Origin of the sequence: Streptomyces sp. NBC_00667 (assembly GCF_036226825.1) — a bacterium.
Taxonomy (GTDB): domain Bacteria; phylum Actinomycetota; class Actinomycetes; order Streptomycetales; family Streptomycetaceae; genus Streptomyces.
In genome coordinates this window covers 3026297-3042922 of the sequence record NZ_CP109022.1, presented here as the reverse complement: position 1 = coordinate 3042922, position 16626 = coordinate 3026297, and the positions used below count along the sequence as shown (strand labels likewise).

Below are 16626 nucleotides of genomic sequence, written 5' to 3'. Positions count from 1 at the left end.
GGGAGTTCGGGTGGGTATGTACCTCCTCGGCAGGCAGTGGCGACCGGGTCGCGGTGGGCCGGGACCCGGTGGCGCTGGTGCCTGTACTTCCCAGGACGAGAGAGGGTGAATGACCACCGACCAACCCTCCCGGCCTCCCGTCGCTCGGACGGGTGAACTGTGGCAACTGGGCTGGATTTGCGCGGGGTTGGCTGGCATATGCTCAGCTTCACAACCCCAGACATGAAACGGCCCCCGCCGGGACTGGAATCCCGGACGAGGGCCTGACCAACAGGGAAGTAGCAGCTTCCCGATGGTTACCAACAAGGAAGTAGTGCCTTCCCCGATGGCTTTCACGCAGTCTAGTGCGCTGCCGCGCGCGGCCGCCCGGCTTACGCCCCGGAATCACCGGTCCGGCGTCATCCACGTCAAGTCCCGTCACCGCAAGCGTTTCACGGTGGTGGGCAACCACCTGGCCCAGCACGCCCGGCTGTCGGCGACCGCCATCGGCGTCGCCCTGTACATCCAGTCGTTGCCCGACGGCGCGTCCGTCAACATCAAGGCGCTGGCCGCACACTTCCCCGAGGGGCAGATCCGCATGGCCGCGGCGCTGCGGGAGTTGGAGCAGTTCGGCTACGTCGAGCGGCGTGTCGTACGGCTGGACAACGGGCGGATGGTCACGCGGACGTACTACTACGAGCAGCCGGGTGCCGAGGCGGAGGACCCCGCGGAAACCCGTCCGGGGCGCGTGCGGCCCGCCCCCGTGCCGGAACCGGAACCGGTGCCCGAGGCCGCAGGGGAGGCCGTAGAGCCGGACCGGGAGGTCGAGGAGCCGGAACCGGAACCGGAAGAGCCGGACCGCGAGGCCGAGGAGGCGGAAGCCGGGACCGGAGGGCCGGGAGCGGCCCCCGTCGCCCTCCATCCGGCCACCTTCGACCTGTTGGCGGGCCTGCGCGGCCTCGACCCCCGGCTGCTCCTGTCCGAACGGGACGTCCTTCGCCTCGCACCCGGGCTCTCCGCCTGGCTCGCACGCGGGATCGCCCCCGACGTCATCGCCCGGAAGCTGAGCGCCGACCTCCCCGAGCCCCTGCGCAACCCGGCGGGCATCCTCGGCTACCGGCTCACCGCGATGCTCCCACCGCCGCTCCCTGCGGCCCTGCCCGTCGTCCCGGTCACCCGCCCGGACCCCTTCCAGACCTGCGACGGCTGCGAACGCGTCTTCCGCTCCAAGGAACCGGGCCGCTGCCGCGACTGTTCCCCCGGCGAACCGGCCAACGCATCGGCCGCCTAAGGCTCCGCGGCCCCCTGGCAGGGCGAAGCGGCTCCCGGTCGACAGGTTCCGGGGGGCAGGGGAGCATGGGGGTGGCGGCCTCCTGCCGGGGCCGATCGGGAGGTGCGCACGGCACGCACCCGCCCCCGGCGCACCGCGCCGGCATCGTGGGCCACGGGTCGTCGGCCCCCTCGCAGTGGTCGGCCACGTGACTCCTTCACCCTGCCCCACCACAGGTGAGGAACAACGATGAACCAACGCACCCGCATCACTCTGTTCACCCCCCTGCTGGCCTGTTCGCTGGCCATCGGTACGGCCGCCACCGGTTGGGCCGCCGCGGCCCCGAAGACGGCTCCGGGCGCCGCATCCGCCTCGGCCGCGTGCTTCGTCGAGGTCAAGGCCGACGACGCGACGAAAGCGATCGTGACCGGCCAGGGATTCGACAAGGCCAAGGGCGATGTCCTCCTCGACCAGACCGACGGCGTGGGCGGCGGCACCGCCACCGTCGGCGACGACGGCACGTTCACCTCCGGTGACGTGCCGGCCGGCAAGTACAAGGCCTCCCAGAGCGGCGGGTACGGCTCCGACTGCGTGGGCGGCGCGGCGGCTCAGGACGCGGTCAACCAGAAGCTGATCACTTCTGAGCGGGAACGCGGCGCCAGCGAGGGCTTCACGGACGGAAAGGCGCTGGCGCTGGCGGGCACCTGCGACGCCCAGCCGAAGCCCCCGCAGAACCAGAAGCAGAATCAGAACGGCCTGGTCCCGAACTCCGAAGGGGCGAAGAAGGCCGACGAAGCCCACCACGCGGCGTACGACGCCGCCTTCACCGCGGCGCTCAAGAGGTACTGCACCGGCTAGCCGTTCCGCCTGCGCCTGCAGTGCGCCCTCCGCGCGGACCCGGCGGTTCACACCGCCCGGTCCGCGTCGGTGCGTGCGGCGGGCGTGCGCGATAAGTGGAGGACTCGGGTCCGGGGTGGTCGGGGCGTGTGCAGGGGCTGGTCAGCGGCTGTTACCCGTGCGTAGATTACCGGCGGTAACTCCGGAGCCGAACCGAGGAGAACGCCCGTGCATGCCGAGCCGAAGCCCGCTGAGCCGGCCGAGCCCGTGAAGACCGTCATCGACGGGGTGGTGCGGCAGGTCGCGGTACCCCCGCTCGTCGGCCCGCCCGCGCGGGGGTCGCTCGGGGACATACCGTTCGACAACGCGGCCCAGGCGCCCGGCGAGGCCGTGCTCGCGCGCAAGCAGCCCGACGGCAGCTGGCGCGACGTGAGCGCCGCCGAATTCGCCGCCGAGGTGCTCGCCGTCGCCAAGGGGCTGATCGCCGAAGGGCTGCGGCCGGGGGACCGGCTCGCCATCATGGCCCGCACCACCTACGAGTGGACCCTGCTGGACTTCGCGGGCTGGGCTGCCGGGCTGGTGACGGTGCCGATCTACCCGACCTCCTCGGCGGCCCAGGCGTGCTGGATCATCCAGGACTCGGGGGCGGTGGCCTGCGCCGTGGAGGACACCACGCAGGCCCGCATCATCAGCGCCGAACGGGTGAACCTGCCGGGGCTGGTGCACCTGTGGGAGTTCGACACGGGAGCCGTGGCACGGCTCGTCAGGGCCGGGGAACGCATCCCGGAGGCGCTGGTCCACGAGCGCAGGCGGGTCCGTACACCACAAGACGTCGCCACGCTCGTCTACACCTCCGGCACCACCGGCCGGCCGAAGGGGTGCGTGCTGACGCACGGGAACTTCTTCGCCGAAGTCGACAACGCGGTGGAACTGCTGCACCCGGTCTTCCGGGCCGTGACCAGCGAACCGGCCTCCACCCTGCTGTTCCTGCCGCTGTCGCACGTGTTCGGGCGGATGGTGGCCGTGGGCTGCCTGCGCGCGCGGGTGAAGCTCGGACACGCGCCGAGCATCCGTACGGAGGACCTGATGGCGGACCTCGCCGGGTTCAGACCGACGTTCCTGCTGGCCATCCCCTACGTCCTGGAGAAGGTCTACAACACCGCGCGGGCGACGGCGGAGCGGATGGGCCGGGGCGCGTCCTTCGACCGGGCGGCGAGGATCGCCCGGCGCTACGGCGAGAGCGACGTCCCCGGGTGGGGGCTGCGGGCGGCGCGCGCACTGTACGACCGGCTCGTGTACCGGCGGATCCGCGCGGCGCTGGGCGGGCGCGTGCGGTACGTCCTGAGCGGGGGTTCGCCGCTCGGCGCGCGGCTGGCGGCCTTCTACGCGGGCGCCGGGGTGGAGGTCTTCGAGGGCTACGGCCTGACGGAGACCACGGCGGCCGCGACGGTGACGCCCCCGCTCAAGCCGCGCCTGGGAACGGTCGGGTGGCCGCTGCCGGGGACGGCGGTACGGATCGCCGACGACGGGGAGGTGCTGCTGCACGGGCCGCACGTCTTCGCGGGCTACTGGAACGGCGGGGCGACCGTGCCAGGCGGGTGGTTCGCGACCGGCGACATCGGGGAGCTGGACGCGGACGGGTACCTGACCATCACCGGACGCAAGAAGGACCTGATCATCACCTCCGGCGGCAAGAACGTCGCCCCGGCGGTCCTGGAGGACGCGCTGCGGGCGCACCCCCTGGTGGCCCAGTGCCTGGTGGTCGGCGAGAACCGGCCCTACGTCGCCGCGCTGATCACCCTGGACGGGGAAGGGCTGGCGCACTGGAGGCAGATGCACAAGAAGGGCGACCTGCCGACGGCGGAGCTCGTGCGGGACGAGGAACTGCGGGCGGACGTCCAAAGGGGCGTCGACGAGGCGAACGCGCTGGTGTCGCGCCCGGAGTCGATACGGCGGTTCGTGCTGCTGCCGCAGGACTTCACCGAGGAGCGGGGACACCTGACTCCGTCGCTCAAGCTGCGGCGCGGCGTCATCGCGCGGGAGTTCGCGCGGGAGATCGACGCGTTGTACCGGGGGCGGTGAGGGGCGGGCGCCCCGGACACCGCCGCCCGGCAGCCGCAGCGGATCAGCAGTTGGCGTGCGTGGCGCGGCCCGCGAAACGGTCCGCGAGCCAGTTGCCGGCCGCCAGGGAGTGGCTGATGACCCCGCTGACGTGCTCACCGACCCAGACGGTGTCGAACTCGACGTCCGCGCCCCGCGCGCACCACTCGGAGCGCAGCTCGCGGCCGACGGCGTACGGGATCAGCTCGTCGCCGAGCGCGTGGTACTGGTACACCGGCGCGGCCGGGGCGGTCCCGCCGAGCCTGCTCTGGCCGAGCCGGGCCCGCCAGTCGGGCTGGGCGAGCGGGTCGCGGGTGGTGAGGTCGGAGATCCGCTTGAAGGAGCCGGCGATGGCGTCGATGGCGACGCAGCCCTCGCGCAGGCCGCCGACCAGGGCCTTGCCCGCCGGGTTGAGGTAGGAGTCGAGTTTCAGCTCGGGGAAGGCGGCGTCCTGTCCGGCGGCGGCCATGAAGATCAGCCCGGAGCCGTAGGAGCCGTTGTTGAAGTCGGCGACCTTCATCAGGTCGGCCGGGACGCCGCCGGTCGCGGTGCCCTTGACCTGCAACTCCGGTGCGTACGAGCCCTGCAGCTCGGCGGCCCAGCTGCTGGCCTGGCCGCCCTGGGAGTAGCCCATGATGCCGATCGGCGTGTCCGCGGGCAGCCCCGCCTCGGGGAGGCGCAGGGCCGCCCGGGCGGCGTCGAGCATGGCGTGACCTGCGGAGGGGCCGACGGTGTAGGTGTGCACGCCGGGCGTGCCGAGGCCCTCGTAGTCGGTGACGACCACCGCCCAGCCGCGCAGGGTGAGTTGCTGGATGAGGTTGGCCTCCATGGCGGTGCCGTTCGGGAGGTTGTTGCTCGGGGCGCAGGAGTCGCCCATGCCGACGGTGCCGACGGCGTAGGTGATCAGGGGGCGGGGGCCGGTACGGCCGTCCTGCGGGACGATGACCGTTCCCGAGACGACGTCGGGCGCGCCGTCGGCGGTGGTCGAGCGGTAGCTGATCTTCCAGGCCTTGGTGTTCGTGGGCTGGCCGGGCAGCGGGTGGAACGCGGAGGGCGCGGTGGCGACGAGGTCGCCGGGGCGGGCGGCGGAGGCGGTGGCGGGGCTCGCGGCCGTGAGGCCGAGGGCCAGGGCGGCCACGGCGGCGAGGGCGGTGCAGCGCAAACGCATGGGCGGCTCTCCCAGGTGTCCGTGTGGGGGCAGGTGAGGAGAAGGTAGTGACCGACCGGTCGGCACGTCGCTGACTGTGCAGCTCACCTTTGCTGACCGGAGCCATCACCGGGCCGACGCGCGGCCCCCCGCGGCCGCCGCGCCGAGCCGCCCACCGCGCCGAGCCGCCCGTAACCGCGCCCGCCGAGCCGCCCACCGCGCCGAGCCGCCCGCCACCGCGGCCGCCGAGCCGCCCACCGCGCCGGCCGGGCAGCCCGTCAGCCGCCCGAGGCGATCCGGTAGGCGCCCGGAGTGGTGCCCGTCCAGCGGCGGAATGCGCGGTGGAAGGCGGTGTCCTCGGAGAAGCCCAGCCGGGCGGCCAGCTCCGCGATGGGCTCGCCGCTCTCCGCGAGCCCCGCGATGGCCGCGTCCCGCCGCACGTGGTCCTTCAACTGCTGGAAGGACGTGCCCTCCTGGCGCAGGCGCCGCCTCAGCGTCGCCGGGGACACGGCGAGGCGCGCCGCGACCTCCCCGAGCTCCGGCAGCCTGGGCGAGGTGCGCAGCCGCCGCGTCAGGGTCCGGCGTACCTGCTCCGCGACCGTGGTCCCGTACTCCGGCCGCGACAGCAGGTCGAAGGGGGCCCGGCGCAGCATCGCGTCGAGGGCGGGCTCCTCCCGTACGAGCGGAGCGGTCAGCCACTGCGCGGCGAACGCGGCGGCCGTCCGGTCGGCGCCGAAACGGACCGGGCAGTCGAAGAGCAGCTCGTACTCCTGCGCGTAGGGCGGCGCGGGGTACGCGAACGCCGCGTACAGCAGCGGGATGCGGCGCCCGATCAGCCAGCTGCTCAGCCGGTGCCAGATGGCGAGCACGCACTCGGACAGGAAACGCTCCTCGGCCCGGCCGGGGTTCCCGGCGCCGCCCTCCACGAAGTCGCTCCGCACCCCGAACCTGGCTTCGCCGTCGCCGACCTCCAGCGCCAGTTCCGGGCCGCCCGGGAACAACCCGTAGAACGCCGCGGCCCGTTCGACGGCCGCCCCCAGGTCCCGGCAGCCCAGCGAGGCGTAGCACATCATCGCGAAGGTGCCGGGCCGGCTCGGCAGCGCGCCCAGCCCGAGGAACTCGTCCTGCGTCGTGCGGTACAGCGCCCGGAACAGCCGGGCGAACTGCGCGGGCGTGATCCGCGCCCGGTCGTCGCCCAGCAACAGCGGCGGGATCTGCGCCTCTTGCAGCAGCGGCACGGTGTCGATGCCGGCGCGCCGCGCCCCCGCCAGCAGGGCACGCACATGGTGCACGGTGATCGTCCGCCTCCCCATGGGACCGACGGTAGCCCCAATGAGCTCCGGGGTCAGCGGTGCTGACGCTTCCGGTCATGCCGTACGGGCCGCTGCGGTGCCTAGCGTCGTCGTACTCACTCCCCGGGAGGCGAAGACGATGGACGCCGCACAGGACCTGGCGCGACCGCGCACGCTGGCTCTCTTCACCGAGTGGACGGGGGAGCGCTACGGGCACCACAGCGCGCTCCGCTTCCGGCCGGGCACCGCCACCGCCCCGGAAGGCGGCTGGAGCACGCTCTCCTACGAGGACCTGCGGGCCCGCGTCCGCCGCACCGGGCGGGCCCTGCTGGGCCTGGGGATCGTGGCGGGCGAGCGGGTGGTGGTCCTCGCGGAGACCCGGCCGCAGTGGACGTGCACGCACTTCGGGGTGCTGGCGGCGGGCGCCGTCCTGGTGCCGGTGTACCCGACGGCGGGGGAGGAGGAGCTGGCCTGGGTGCTGTCGGACTCCGCGGCGGTGGTGGCGGTCTGCGACGACGCCGCCCAGGCGGCCAGGGTGGAAGCCCTGCGCGGGCGGCTCCCGGCGCTGCGGCAGGTGGTCCTGATGGACGCCCTGCCGCAGCTGCCGCCGGCACCGGAGACGGAGCTGCGCGCCCGCGCGGAGGCGGTGACCCCGGACGCGGACGCCGCCGTCGTCTACACCTCGGGGACGACCGGGCCGCCGAAGGGCTGCCGGCTCACCCACGGCAACCTCGGCGCCGTCCAGGACGCCACCTTGCCGGTGGTGAAGGGCGGGCCGGGCGACAGGACGTACCTCTACCTGCCGCTCGCCCACCTGCTGGCGCAGCTCATCCAGTTCACCACGCTGCTCCAGGGCGGGGAGCTGTGCTACTTCGGCGGCCGGATCGAGAACGTCCTGGCCGAGGTCGCCGAGGTGGCTCCGACCCACCTGCCCTCCGTACCGCGCCTGTTCGAGAAGCTCCACTCGGTGGTGCTGTCGCTCGCGGAGTCGGTGGAGGGCGGACGGGAGCGCTTCGAGGAGGCGGTACGGCTGGGCGTACTGGCTGCCGAGGGGCGCCTGCCCGAGGAGGCGCGCACGGCGTACGAGGCGGCGCGCGAGACGCTGTACGCCCCTGTCCGCGCCGCCTTCGGGGGCCGGCTCACCTGGGCGCTGACCGGCGGCGCCCCGATCGCGCCCGCCACCTTGGACTTCCTGCGCGCCTGCGGGATCCCGGTCCACGAGGGCTACGGGATGACGGAGTCCGCCGGGGTGATCAGCCTCAACCACCCGGGGTCGGCCCGCCCCGGCACGGTCGGCCGGCCGGTCGCGGGCTGCGAGGTCCGGATCGCGGAGGACGGCGAGGTCCTGGCCCGGGGCCCGATGGTCTTCCCGGGCTACCACGGCGACGCGAGGGCGACGGCGGCGACGGTCGACGCCGACGGCTGGCTGCACACCGGCGACCTCGGCTCGCTCGACGCCGACGGCTTCCTGTCGATCATCGGCCGGAAGAAGGAGCTGGTCATCACCTCGGCGGGGAAGAACATCACCCCGACGGAGGTCGAGTTCGCCCTCCAGGCGTCCCGGTACGTCTCCCGCGCGGTGATGATCGGCGACCGCCGCCCCCACCCGGTGGCCCTGATCACCCTGGACGCGGACGAGATCGCGGCCTGGGCGGCCCGGGAGGGGATCGCCCCGGGCACCCTGGCCCGGCCCGAGGAACACCCGGCGGTCCGGGCCCTGGTGGCGCGGGCCGTCGAGGAGGCCAACGCCACCGTCTCCCGGCCGGCCCGGATCCGTGCCTTCCACCTGCTCGCCGAGGACTTCTCCGTCGAGGCGGGCACGTTGACCCCGACCTTGAAACTCCGGCGGGCGGTGGTGGCGCAGCGGTACGCCGCCGAGATCGAGAAGCTGTACGGCTGAGGGCGGGCGGCGGGGGTGACCGGCCGGGGGTGACCGGCCGGGGGTCCCGGTGGGGAGGGGCCGACTGGGGCGACTACCGCAGGGCGCGGCCCAGCCGGCGCAGGCCCTCGGCGATCTCGGCGGGGGTGTGCGTGACGAAGGACAGCCGCAGGGTCCGGTGGTCGGGGGTGCCGGTGAAGAAGGGGGCCCCGGGGACGTAGGCCACGTCGTGTGCGACGGCGGACTTGAGCAGGGCCGTCGCGTCGTACCCGGCGGGCAGCCGGGCCCAGACGAACATGCCGCCCTCCGGCCGGTTCCACTCCGAGCCCGCCGGGAGCGCCTCGGGCAGGCCGGCCAGCAGCGCGTCCCTTCGGACGCGGTAGGCCGCGCGGACGGTGGCGACGTGGGCGTCCAGGTCCACCGCCGCCAGGTAGTGGGCGGCCGCCAGCTGGTTCACTGTCGAGGTGTGCAGGTCGGCCGCCTGCTTCGCGACGACCGCGGCCCGCAGCAGGGCCGCCGGGGCGCGGAGCCAGCCCAGCCGCAGGCCCGGTGCCATGAGCTTGGAGAAGCTGCCGAGCAGGGCGGTGCGGTCCTGCGCCCCGGGGTGCGCGGCGAGCCACGGCTCGTGCGCCCCCTCGTAGCGGAGGTCACCGTACGGGTCGTCCTCCACCAGCCACAGGCCGAGCCGGGAGGCGATCTCCGCGACCGCCGCCCGGCGGGCTCCGGGGAGGGTGCGGCCCGTCGGGTTCTGGAACGTGGGTATCGCGTACAGCAGCTTGGGCCGCTCCCGCCGGACGATCTCCTCCAGGGCGTCCGGGAGGATGCCGTCCTCGTCGCAGGGGACGGGCACGACCCGGACCCCGGCCAGGCCGAAGCCCTGGAGCGCCGCCAGGTAGGTCGGGTTCTCGACGAGGACGACGTCGCCCGGGTCGAGCAGGGCGCCGGCGAGCAGGGCGAGCCCCTGCTGGGAGCCGCTGGTGACGACGACCTGGTCGGCGGTGGTGGGCAGCCCACGGGCGGTGGCGCGGGCGGCGATCGTCGCGCGGAGTTCCGGTACGCCCTCGGTGGTCGAGTACTGCAGGGCCCGGGCGGCGGAGGCGGGGGCGGACAGGGCCGCGTCGTAGGCCGCACGCAGGCCGGCGGTGTCGAAGAGCTCGGGTGCCGGGTAGCCGCCGGCGAAGGAGACCACCTCGGGGCGGTCGGTGAGGGAGAGGATGTCGCGGATGGGCGAACCCGCCACCGCGGCCGTCCTGGCGGCGAAGGCGGGCGGCGGCTGGACGGCGGCGGGGCCGGGCATGGGGACTCCTTCGGCAGGCGGGTGCGCGCAGCCTAACCGCGAAAGATGCAGAGGACACCTACCCGTCCGCCACGTGAACGGGCCCGGCCGTGGCGGTGTCGGCCCCCTCCACAACTGACGCTGCATCAGATAGACCGGTGTCATGACGACAGACGAGACGGCGGCAGACGCAACGGCGGCAGACGCAACGGCGGCAGATGCGATGACGGCAGGCGCGACGACGGCGGACGCCATACCGGTGCGGGGCGGCGACACCCGGGCCGAGGACTACGCGGCGCTCGCCTCCGTGGGCCCGTACGGCGTCCGCCCGGGCCACGCGCTGATCACCATGGTCGAACCGCACCCGGGCCACGAGTTCGCGTACAACCGCTGGTACGAGGACGACCACTACTACGCCGGCGCCATGGCCATGCCCTGGATGTACGCCGGACGCCGCTGGGTCGCCACCAAGGACCTCCAGGAGCTGCGCTACCCCGAGAAGTCGGCCGTCGCCCAGCCCGTCTCGGCCGGGTGCTACCTGTCGACGTACTGGGTGACCGAAGGCCGGTACGACGAGCACATGAAGTGGACCGTCGGCATCAACAAGCGGCTGAACCGCGACGGTCGCGTCTACCAGGACCGCACGCACGTCTTCACGGCCTTCCAGGACCACGAGGCCACCGTCTACCGCGACGGTGCGGCCGGGCCGCGCGACTTCCACGCCCTCGACCACCCCTACTCGGGGCTGGTCCTCCAGGTCGTCGACGCCGTCGGCCCCGAGCAGCGGGCGCGACTGCTGGAGTGGCTGCGCTCGCGGTCCCTGCCGAAGCGGCTGGCGGGCGGTCCCGCGGCGATGGTGACGGTCTTCCGGCCGACGCCGCTGCCCGGCGACCGCATGACGTACGTCAAGCAGGTCGAGGGCGTCGGCACCCGGTTGACGCTGCTCTGGTTCCTGGAGGCCGATCCCCGGACCTGCTGGCACCGGTTCGAGGGACTGGACGCGGAGGTCGCGGAGGCGGGTCTGGGGCGGGTGGAGCTGGTGGCCCCGTTCATCCCGACGGTGCCGGGGACGGACCGTTACGTGGACCGGCTGCGCTGAGGGCGGTTCGTTCCGCGGCGCGGCGGCTCCGGTCGGGCTGCGGACAGGGCAGAGCCCCCTCGGCCTGGACGGCGACCGGTCGAGAGGGCATCAACCAACGGCTTGTTCATGAGGCGGACGGACGTCGTCACGCTCAGACGAGGCGTCCCAGCCGGCCCTCGGTGACGTCGGCGACGAAGGAGTTCCAGGACCCCGGCGCGAAGGTGAGGGACGGGCCGTCCTGCACCTTCGAGTCGCGGACCGCGATGGCCTCCATGACGGGCGACTTGACTTCGACGCAGGCGCCGTTGCCGCCGGAGTAGGAGGACTTGGTCCAGTTTTCCGTAGCGCCCTGACGAATAGCCATGTTTTTCTCCGGTTCAGCGAGTAGTTCCGGGTCTCGTCGGCCTTTGCTTCCGGCCGACGTGATCGACGCTACCCGCACCGTCCGACGGGTGAAGTGGGCGTTCACTCGACCGGGTGGCATATTCCATTCAGGCCTTCTGTGGCCGGGGAGTGACGGTGTACCGTACCGGCCCCCCTCGCCACCTGCCCGGTTTCCTCCGCTTTTACTTCCCCTTGCCCGCATAGTGGTCAATGATCTCGGCGATGAACTGCCGTGTCTGTTCGACATTGAGCGCTTGGGCGCGCAAGTGCTCGTACATCACGCTGTACTTCTGAACGTCGTTGGCCTTCTCCAGGTACAAATCGCTCGTCACGCCTTCGATGTAGACCACCGTCGAGTCGGAGGCGTCCGGGAATTCGAGGATGGCGTACTGCCCGTTGACGCCCGGATGCGCGCCCATCGAGAACGGCATCACCTGCACGGTGATGTACGGCTGTTCCGACTGCTCTATCAGGTATTCGAGCTGCCGGATCATCAACTGCGCGTCGCCCACGTGCCGGCGCAGCGCCGCCTCGTCGATCACCGCCCACAGCCGCAGCGGCCCGACCTCCGGGTTGTTGTTGTCCGTCTCGGAGAGCCGCTTCTGGCGGTGCATCCGGACCTGGACGCGCTTGTCCACGTCGGCCGGCGCGGTCTCCGGGAGCGCGCCGCGGATCAGGGCGTGGGCGTACTCGGGGGTCTGGAGCAGGCCGGGGACCATCTGGGGCTCGTACGTGCGCAGACTGGTCGCATCGGTTTCCAGGCCGATGTAGACGCTGTACGGGATGTCGCCGAAGGCGTGCCACCAGCCCTGCTGGCGCGAGTCCTTGGCCATCTGCATGAGGGAGTCGACGAGCCGGCGGTCCTCGACCTCGTACACGTCGCACAGGTCGCGGACGTCGCGCTGGCTGATGGAGCGACGGCCGTTCTCCAGCCGACTGATCTTGGACTGGGAAACGAGCAGACGCTCGGCGACCTGCTCGGCCGTCATTCCTTTGTCCTCGCGCAACTTGCGCAGCTCCATGCCCAGTCGGCGGCGTCGGACGGTGGGATTGACATTGGACGCCACGGGGACGGCACCTCCGCCTTCTTCTGGATCTGTCTCTCTGCGTGTCTGATGTTCAGCAGACTGCCACCGAAGGGTGCGGCGGCGCTGGGGAACGGACCGGAAAGACAGACGTGCGGGGCGGTGGGACCGGTGAACCGGTCTCACCGCCCCGCACGCTGGCGGCTCCCGAACCGGGTCTTTTGGGGGACGGCCGGTTGCGGCGTGGCGCACGTGGTGCCTGTGGTGCCGGCCCGCTGGGTGGGTCAAGGGGTGTCGCGGGCCGCGGTGCGGGTGGTGGTGCGCGTGGTGGTGCGCGTGCTGCTCAGCTGCCGTTCAGTGCGCGGCCACCCGGGCCATCGCACCCGTGCGGCGCGGCTGCATCGGTACGGCGGCGGCCCGGGCGGTGGGTGCCGCCGATGCCGAGGCCGTTGCCGACGCGGTGGCCGGGGCGCGGTCCCGCCTCGGCTGTGCCGCCACCCCGTTCTGGACGTCCATGACGGCGTGCGCCACGAGACCGCCCATGGGGTCGTGCCGGATCAGGTCCCGCAGCCGGGACCTGGACGACCGCCCCTCGTTGCCGGGGTACAGGTGCTTGCCGAGTCCGACCGCGTGGGCCAGTGCGGCGAGCGCCGCGGTCCGCGGGTCCGGCGGTACACCGGTGCGGATCGCACTGTCGAGCCGGGCGCGGATCTCCCGGCTGATCGCCGTGTCCGTCGCCTGGTAGCGAGTCGTCGGCAGCACCCCGCACATCTGTCCCGCGACGGCATGGACCATGCCGCAGCGCTCCAGGTGAGCGAGGTAAATCTGACGGAGCCCCAGCCGGGGCCCGCCGATCCAGTGAACGGCCCGGACCGGGCTGCCGCGCCTGCGCAGCAGTTCCAGTGCGGAGTCCAGAGTCGGATCTCCTGTCGGCCGTGGCATCACCACGGCGATACGATCCCCATCAGGGGCTATCCGTCCTGCCAGAGCCAGCTCTACTAGCTGTGCCCCGGCCAGGCCGAGGTCGAGCGACTGCGGCTGCGCCGTGGTTCCCGTGGTCGGGTCCAAGGCGAGCAGCAAAAGCTCCTCCGGAATTGTTCTGCGGCTCCTGCCCATCCATGCCTCCCCGCGTGGATGAGTGACAGGGTGACGCCTCTCACATTCATCTGTCGAGAGCGCCTGGACGCTTTGTGGGGGAACCGGCAGCTATGTCGTTCTCGTCTAGCGGGTGGGCGATGCCCCCGAGACGGGACACTGTTAGACGGTTCGGACAGCGACCGGACGGCGAACGAGGAGGAACTGGTGGCGGGCGAGTCCCCCGACAAGTCGGTAGATGAAGGTGCGTCGGGGACGGCGGAGCCCGCCACGCCGCGTGCGGAGCGGGACCCGAGGCTGTCGGTCCTCCGCCCGCGCGAAGCGGTGGAGCCGGGCGACCGGGACCCCTTGAAGGAAGCGGTGGCGGCCTGGGTCGCCACGGAGCCCTCCCGGGGTTCGGGGGACCGTGCCCCGGCTCGGGCCGAGGCCGAGGCCGAGGCCGAGGCCGAGGCCGAGGCTTCGGGTGCCGATGAGGCGGACTCCGCCGAGCCGGCGGGCCCGGCTGACCGGCGGACGACCACGTCCGGTGCCGTGAAGCCCGGCTCCTCCTCCGTCGAGCCGGAGGAGGAGCCCCGCACGCCCACCCCGGCCAAGTCGGCGGCTGCCGACAGCGAGCAGGCTTCCGCTTCGGACGCCGACGGTCCGGATCCGGCCAAGCCGTCCGGCTCCGGCGAGGCGGAGAAGACGGCGTCCGGCGCCGCGAAGCCGGGTTCCGGCAAGCCGGAGGACAAGCCGGCCGCGGCCGAGCCGGCCGACAGTGAGCGCACCGCGGTCTTCCGTGCCGTGAAGCCGGAGGCTGCCGGGTCGGGTTCTGCTGGTCGGGATTCGGCCAAGGCGTCCGGCTCCGACGCGTCGGAGAAGACGGCGTTCGGGGTCGCGAAGTCGGGTTCCGGCAAGCCGGAGGACAAGCCGGCCGACAGTGAGCGCACCGCGGTCTTCCGTGCGGTGAAGCCGGAGGTCGCCGGGTCGGGTTCTGCTGGTCGGGATTCGGCCAAGCCCGCTGGCTCCGGTGAGGCGGAGAAGACGGCGTCCGGTTCGGGTGCCGACGGGGCGTCGGGTTCCGCTGCGGCGGAGAAGAAGACGGCTGACGAAGCCCGCACCGCTGCCCCGGCGAAGCCCGCGGCGGCTGGCCCGGCCGACAGTGAGCGCACCGCTGTCTTCCGTGCGGTGAAGCCGGAGGCCGCCGGGTCGGGTTCCGCTGGTCGGGATTCGGCCAAGGCGTCCGGCTCCGGCGAGGCGGAGAAGACGGCGTTCGGGGTCGCGAAGCCGGGTTCCGGCAAGCCGGAGGACAAGCCGGCCGACAGCGAGCGCACCGCCGTCTTCCGTGCGGTGAAGCCGGAGGCCGCCGGGTCGGGTTCCGCCGGTCGGGATTCGGCCAAGGCGTCCGGCTCCGACGCGTCGGAGAAGACCGCTTCCGGGGCCGCGAAGCCGCGTGCCGAGAAGCCCGGGGACACCGGCACCGGCCCCGCCGACAGTGAGCGCACCGCCGTCTTCCGCAAGCCGGGATCCGGGGACCCCCGCACCACCCCGGCCAAGCCGGCCCCGGCCAAGCCGGCCGCGGCCGAGCCCGCCGACAGTGAGCGCACCGCCGTCTTCCGTGCCGTGAAGCCTGGTACGGCCGCGCCGACCGCCGAGGGCCGGGATGCGGCCAAGCCCGCTCCCGGCGGCCCCGCCGCCAAGCCGGCCGGAGCCAACCCGCGCGGAAGCACCTTCGTACCCCTCGGCGGCGACGGCCCCCGGCCGCCCGCCCCGCAGACGGCCCGGCCCCCGGCCCGCCCCCAGCCCTCACCCGACGCCGAGCGGACCACGCAGCAGCCGCTGCCCCCCAAGCCGCCGCTCGACATGCTGGCGGACCTCACCAACAACCCGCCCCCGCCGCCGACCCCCCTCCGCACCACGGTCCGGCGGGTCAAGATCTACGCGCCGGTCGTCCTGCTCCTCGCGGTCGTCCTGGCGGTCGTGCAGCTCGTGCGCCCGCTGCCCGCGCCCCGCCTCGCCCTGAGCGCTAAGGCCTCGTACACCTTCGACGGCGGCGCCCCCACCCTCCCCTGGCCGAAGGAGGGCCAGGGCTTCATGGCCGCCGCCGGCCTCGGCACCGTCGGCACCTTCGGCGAGCAGAAGCCCATCGCCATCGGCAGCGTCGCCAAGACCATGACGGCGTACGTGATCCTCAAGAACCACCCCCTCAAGCCGAGGGAAAAGGGTCCGATGATCGACGTCGACAAGACCGCCGTGGACGACGGCCGCAAGGAGTCCGAGGGCGAGTCCACGGTCAACACGTTGAAGGAGGGCGACAAGATCTCCGAGTACGACGCCCTCGCCGCGATCATGATCCCGTCCGCCAACAACGTCGCGCGCCTGCTCGCGCGCTGGGACACCGCCGGTGACCAGGAGGCGTTCGTCAAGAAGATGAACGACGCCGCCCGGGAACTCGGCATGACGAACACCACGTACACGGACCCCTCCGGTCTGGACCCGGCGACGGTCAGCACCGCCGAGGACCAGGTCAAGCTGGGTCTCAAGGTCGTCGAGATGCCGGAGCTGCTCGCGATCACCAAGCTCCCGAGCTGGACCGACCCCTCGGGCAAGCCCTGGCGGAACTACAACGACCTCGTCCCGTACAACGGCGCCGTCGGCATCAAGACCGGCTCCACCACCAAGGCCGGCGGCAACCTGCTCTTCGCCGCCGAGAAGAAGGTCGGCAAGACCAACCAGCTGATCGTCGGCGCGGTGCTCGGCCAGTACGGCACCCCGATCCTCGGTACCGCGATCGCGGCGAGCAAGGACGTCATGCTCGCCACGCAGAAGGCGCTGACGGACGCGACCGTGGTCAAGAAGGGCGATGTCGTCGGGTACGTGGACGACGGGCTCGGCGGTCACACCCCCGTGGTCGCCACCGCCGACGTGCAGGCGGTCGGCTGGCCCTCGCTCACGGTCACGGTGAAGCTGGGCGACGGCGGCTCCAAGCTGCCGGAGACCGCGAAGGCGGGCACCGAGGTGGGGATGCTGACCGTCGGTGAGGGCGCCAGTCAGGTGAAGGTGCCGGTGGCGTTGAAGAGCGACCTCGTCGCGCCCGGCATCGGCAGCAAACTGACTCGCGTCGGCTGACCCACGGCCCACCGCCTACGGCCCCACGGGCCCCACGGCCCCCGACCCGCACGGGCGCCCCGGACAACCCCGGGGCGCCTGAGCGCGTCTGAGAAGGGGGGCCGGAACCCGAACCGGCAGAACCGGCAGAACCGGCAGAACCGGCACAACCGG

General features: G+C 73.0%; 12 protein-coding genes. 6 read left to right on the top strand and 6 right to left on the bottom strand.

The genetic code is table 11. From position 1 onward, the window contains the following. The first annotated feature begins 325 nt into the window (after positions 1-325). From OHA81_RS14095 to OHA81_RS14085, 3 genes are all read left to right on the top strand, one after another. Complete coding sequence (locus OHA81_RS14095) at positions 326-1270, top strand: helix-turn-helix domain-containing protein (RefSeq protein ID WP_329196010.1); 945 nt, start codon at positions 326-328, stop codon at positions 1268-1270. Positions 1271-1498: 228 nt separating this feature from the next. After that, complete coding sequence (locus tag OHA81_RS14090; RefSeq protein ID WP_329196009.1) at positions 1499-2107, top strand: hypothetical protein; 609 nt, start codon at positions 1499-1501, stop codon at positions 2105-2107. 207 nt (positions 2108-2314) lie between these two features. Continuing rightward, positions 2315-4168: an AMP-dependent synthetase/ligase gene (locus tag OHA81_RS14085; protein ID WP_329196007.1), complete on the top strand. Its 1854-nt coding sequence runs from the start codon at positions 2315-2317 to the stop codon at positions 4166-4168. A 43-nt stretch (positions 4169-4211) separates the two neighbouring features. On the opposite strand, the gene OHA81_RS14080 is transcribed toward OHA81_RS14085, so the two are convergent. Together OHA81_RS14080 and OHA81_RS14075 are read right to left on the bottom strand one after the other, a co-directional pair. Next, complete coding sequence (locus OHA81_RS14080) at positions 4212-5354, bottom strand: lipase family protein (RefSeq protein WP_329196005.1); 1143 nt, start codon at positions 5352-5354, stop codon at positions 4212-4214. A gap of 257 nt (positions 5355-5611) precedes the next feature. Continuing rightward, positions 5612-6646 (bottom strand): AraC family transcriptional regulator, encoded by a 1035-nt coding sequence (locus tag OHA81_RS14075; RefSeq protein ID WP_329196003.1) that lies wholly within the window; start codon positions 6644-6646, stop codon positions 5612-5614. 118 nt (positions 6647-6764) lie between these two features. Between OHA81_RS14075 and OHA81_RS14070 the strand changes: the two genes are divergently transcribed. Beyond that, the gene (locus OHA81_RS14070; RefSeq protein ID WP_329196001.1) at positions 6765-8525 is read left to right on the top strand and encodes an AMP-dependent synthetase/ligase; all 1761 of its coding nucleotides are present in this window, start codon (positions 6765-6767) and stop codon (positions 8523-8525) included. 73 nt (positions 8526-8598) lie between these two features. On the opposite strand, the gene OHA81_RS14065 is transcribed toward OHA81_RS14070, so the two are convergent. Next, entirely contained in the window at positions 8599-9801 is a 1203-nt protein-coding gene (locus tag OHA81_RS14065) for an aminotransferase-like domain-containing protein (protein ID WP_329195999.1), read from the bottom strand. Between the two features lie 202 nt (positions 9802-10003). On the opposite strand from OHA81_RS14065, the gene OHA81_RS14060 reads away from it, so the two are divergent. Further along, positions 10004-10879 (top strand): hypothetical protein, encoded by an 876-nt coding sequence (locus OHA81_RS14060; protein ID WP_329202276.1) that lies wholly within the window; start codon positions 10004-10006, stop codon positions 10877-10879. A 133-nt stretch (positions 10880-11012) separates the two neighbouring features. Here OHA81_RS14060 and OHA81_RS14055 read toward each other — a convergent pair whose 3' ends face one another. The 3 genes from OHA81_RS14055 to OHA81_RS14045 form a co-directional block, all read right to left on the bottom strand. Next, positions 11013-11225: a DUF397 domain-containing protein gene (locus tag OHA81_RS14055; protein ID WP_329195997.1), complete on the bottom strand. Its 213-nt coding sequence runs from the start codon at positions 11223-11225 to the stop codon at positions 11013-11015. Between the two features lie 202 nt (positions 11226-11427). Further along, positions 11428-12312 carry a helix-turn-helix domain-containing protein gene (locus tag OHA81_RS14050; RefSeq protein ID WP_329195995.1) on the bottom strand — a complete coding sequence of 295 codons (885 nt, stop codon included), beginning with the start codon at positions 12310-12312 and terminating at the stop codon, positions 11428-11430. A gap of 312 nt (positions 12313-12624) precedes the next feature. After that, positions 12625-13386: a GOLPH3/VPS74 family protein gene (locus OHA81_RS14045; protein WP_329195993.1), complete on the bottom strand. Its 762-nt coding sequence runs from the start codon at positions 13384-13386 to the stop codon at positions 12625-12627. A 186-nt stretch (positions 13387-13572) separates the two neighbouring features. On the opposite strand from OHA81_RS14045, the gene OHA81_RS14040 reads away from it, so the two are divergent. Continuing rightward, complete coding sequence (locus OHA81_RS14040) at positions 13573-16473, top strand: hypothetical protein (protein WP_329195992.1); 2901 nt, start codon at positions 13573-13575, stop codon at positions 16471-16473. The last annotated feature ends 153 nt before the right edge of the window (positions 16474-16626 follow it).

Excerpts from the sequence above, each read along its gene's own strand:
- OHA81_RS14095 (WP_329196010.1), top strand. The coding sequence starts at position 326 with ATGGCTTTCACGCAGTCTAGTGCGCTGCCGCGCGCGGCCGCCCGGCTT.
- OHA81_RS14090 (WP_329196009.1), top strand. The coding sequence starts at position 1,499 with ATGAACCAACGCACCCGCATCACTCTGTTCACCCCCCTGCTGGCCTGT.
- OHA81_RS14080 (WP_329196005.1), bottom strand. The coding sequence starts at position 5,354 with ATGCGTTTGCGCTGCACCGCCCTCGCCGCCGTGGCCGCCCTGGCCCTC.
- OHA81_RS14075 (WP_329196003.1), bottom strand. The coding sequence starts at position 6,646 with ATGGGGAGGCGGACGATCACCGTGCACCATGTGCGTGCCCTGCTGGCG.
- OHA81_RS14070 (WP_329196001.1), top strand. The coding sequence starts at position 6,765 with ATGGACGCCGCACAGGACCTGGCGCGACCGCGCACGCTGGCTCTCTTC.
- OHA81_RS14065 (WP_329195999.1), bottom strand. The coding sequence starts at position 9,801 with ATGCCCGGCCCCGCCGCCGTCCAGCCGCCGCCCGCCTTCGCCGCCAGG.
- OHA81_RS14060 (WP_329202276.1), top strand. The coding sequence starts at position 10,004 with ATGACGGCAGGCGCGACGACGGCGGACGCCATACCGGTGCGGGGCGGC.
- OHA81_RS14055 (WP_329195997.1), bottom strand. The coding sequence starts at position 11,225 with ATGGCTATTCGTCAGGGCGCTACGGAAAACTGGACCAAGTCCTCCTAC.
- OHA81_RS14045 (WP_329195993.1), bottom strand. The coding sequence starts at position 13,386 with ATGGGCAGGAGCCGCAGAACAATTCCGGAGGAGCTTTTGCTGCTCGCC.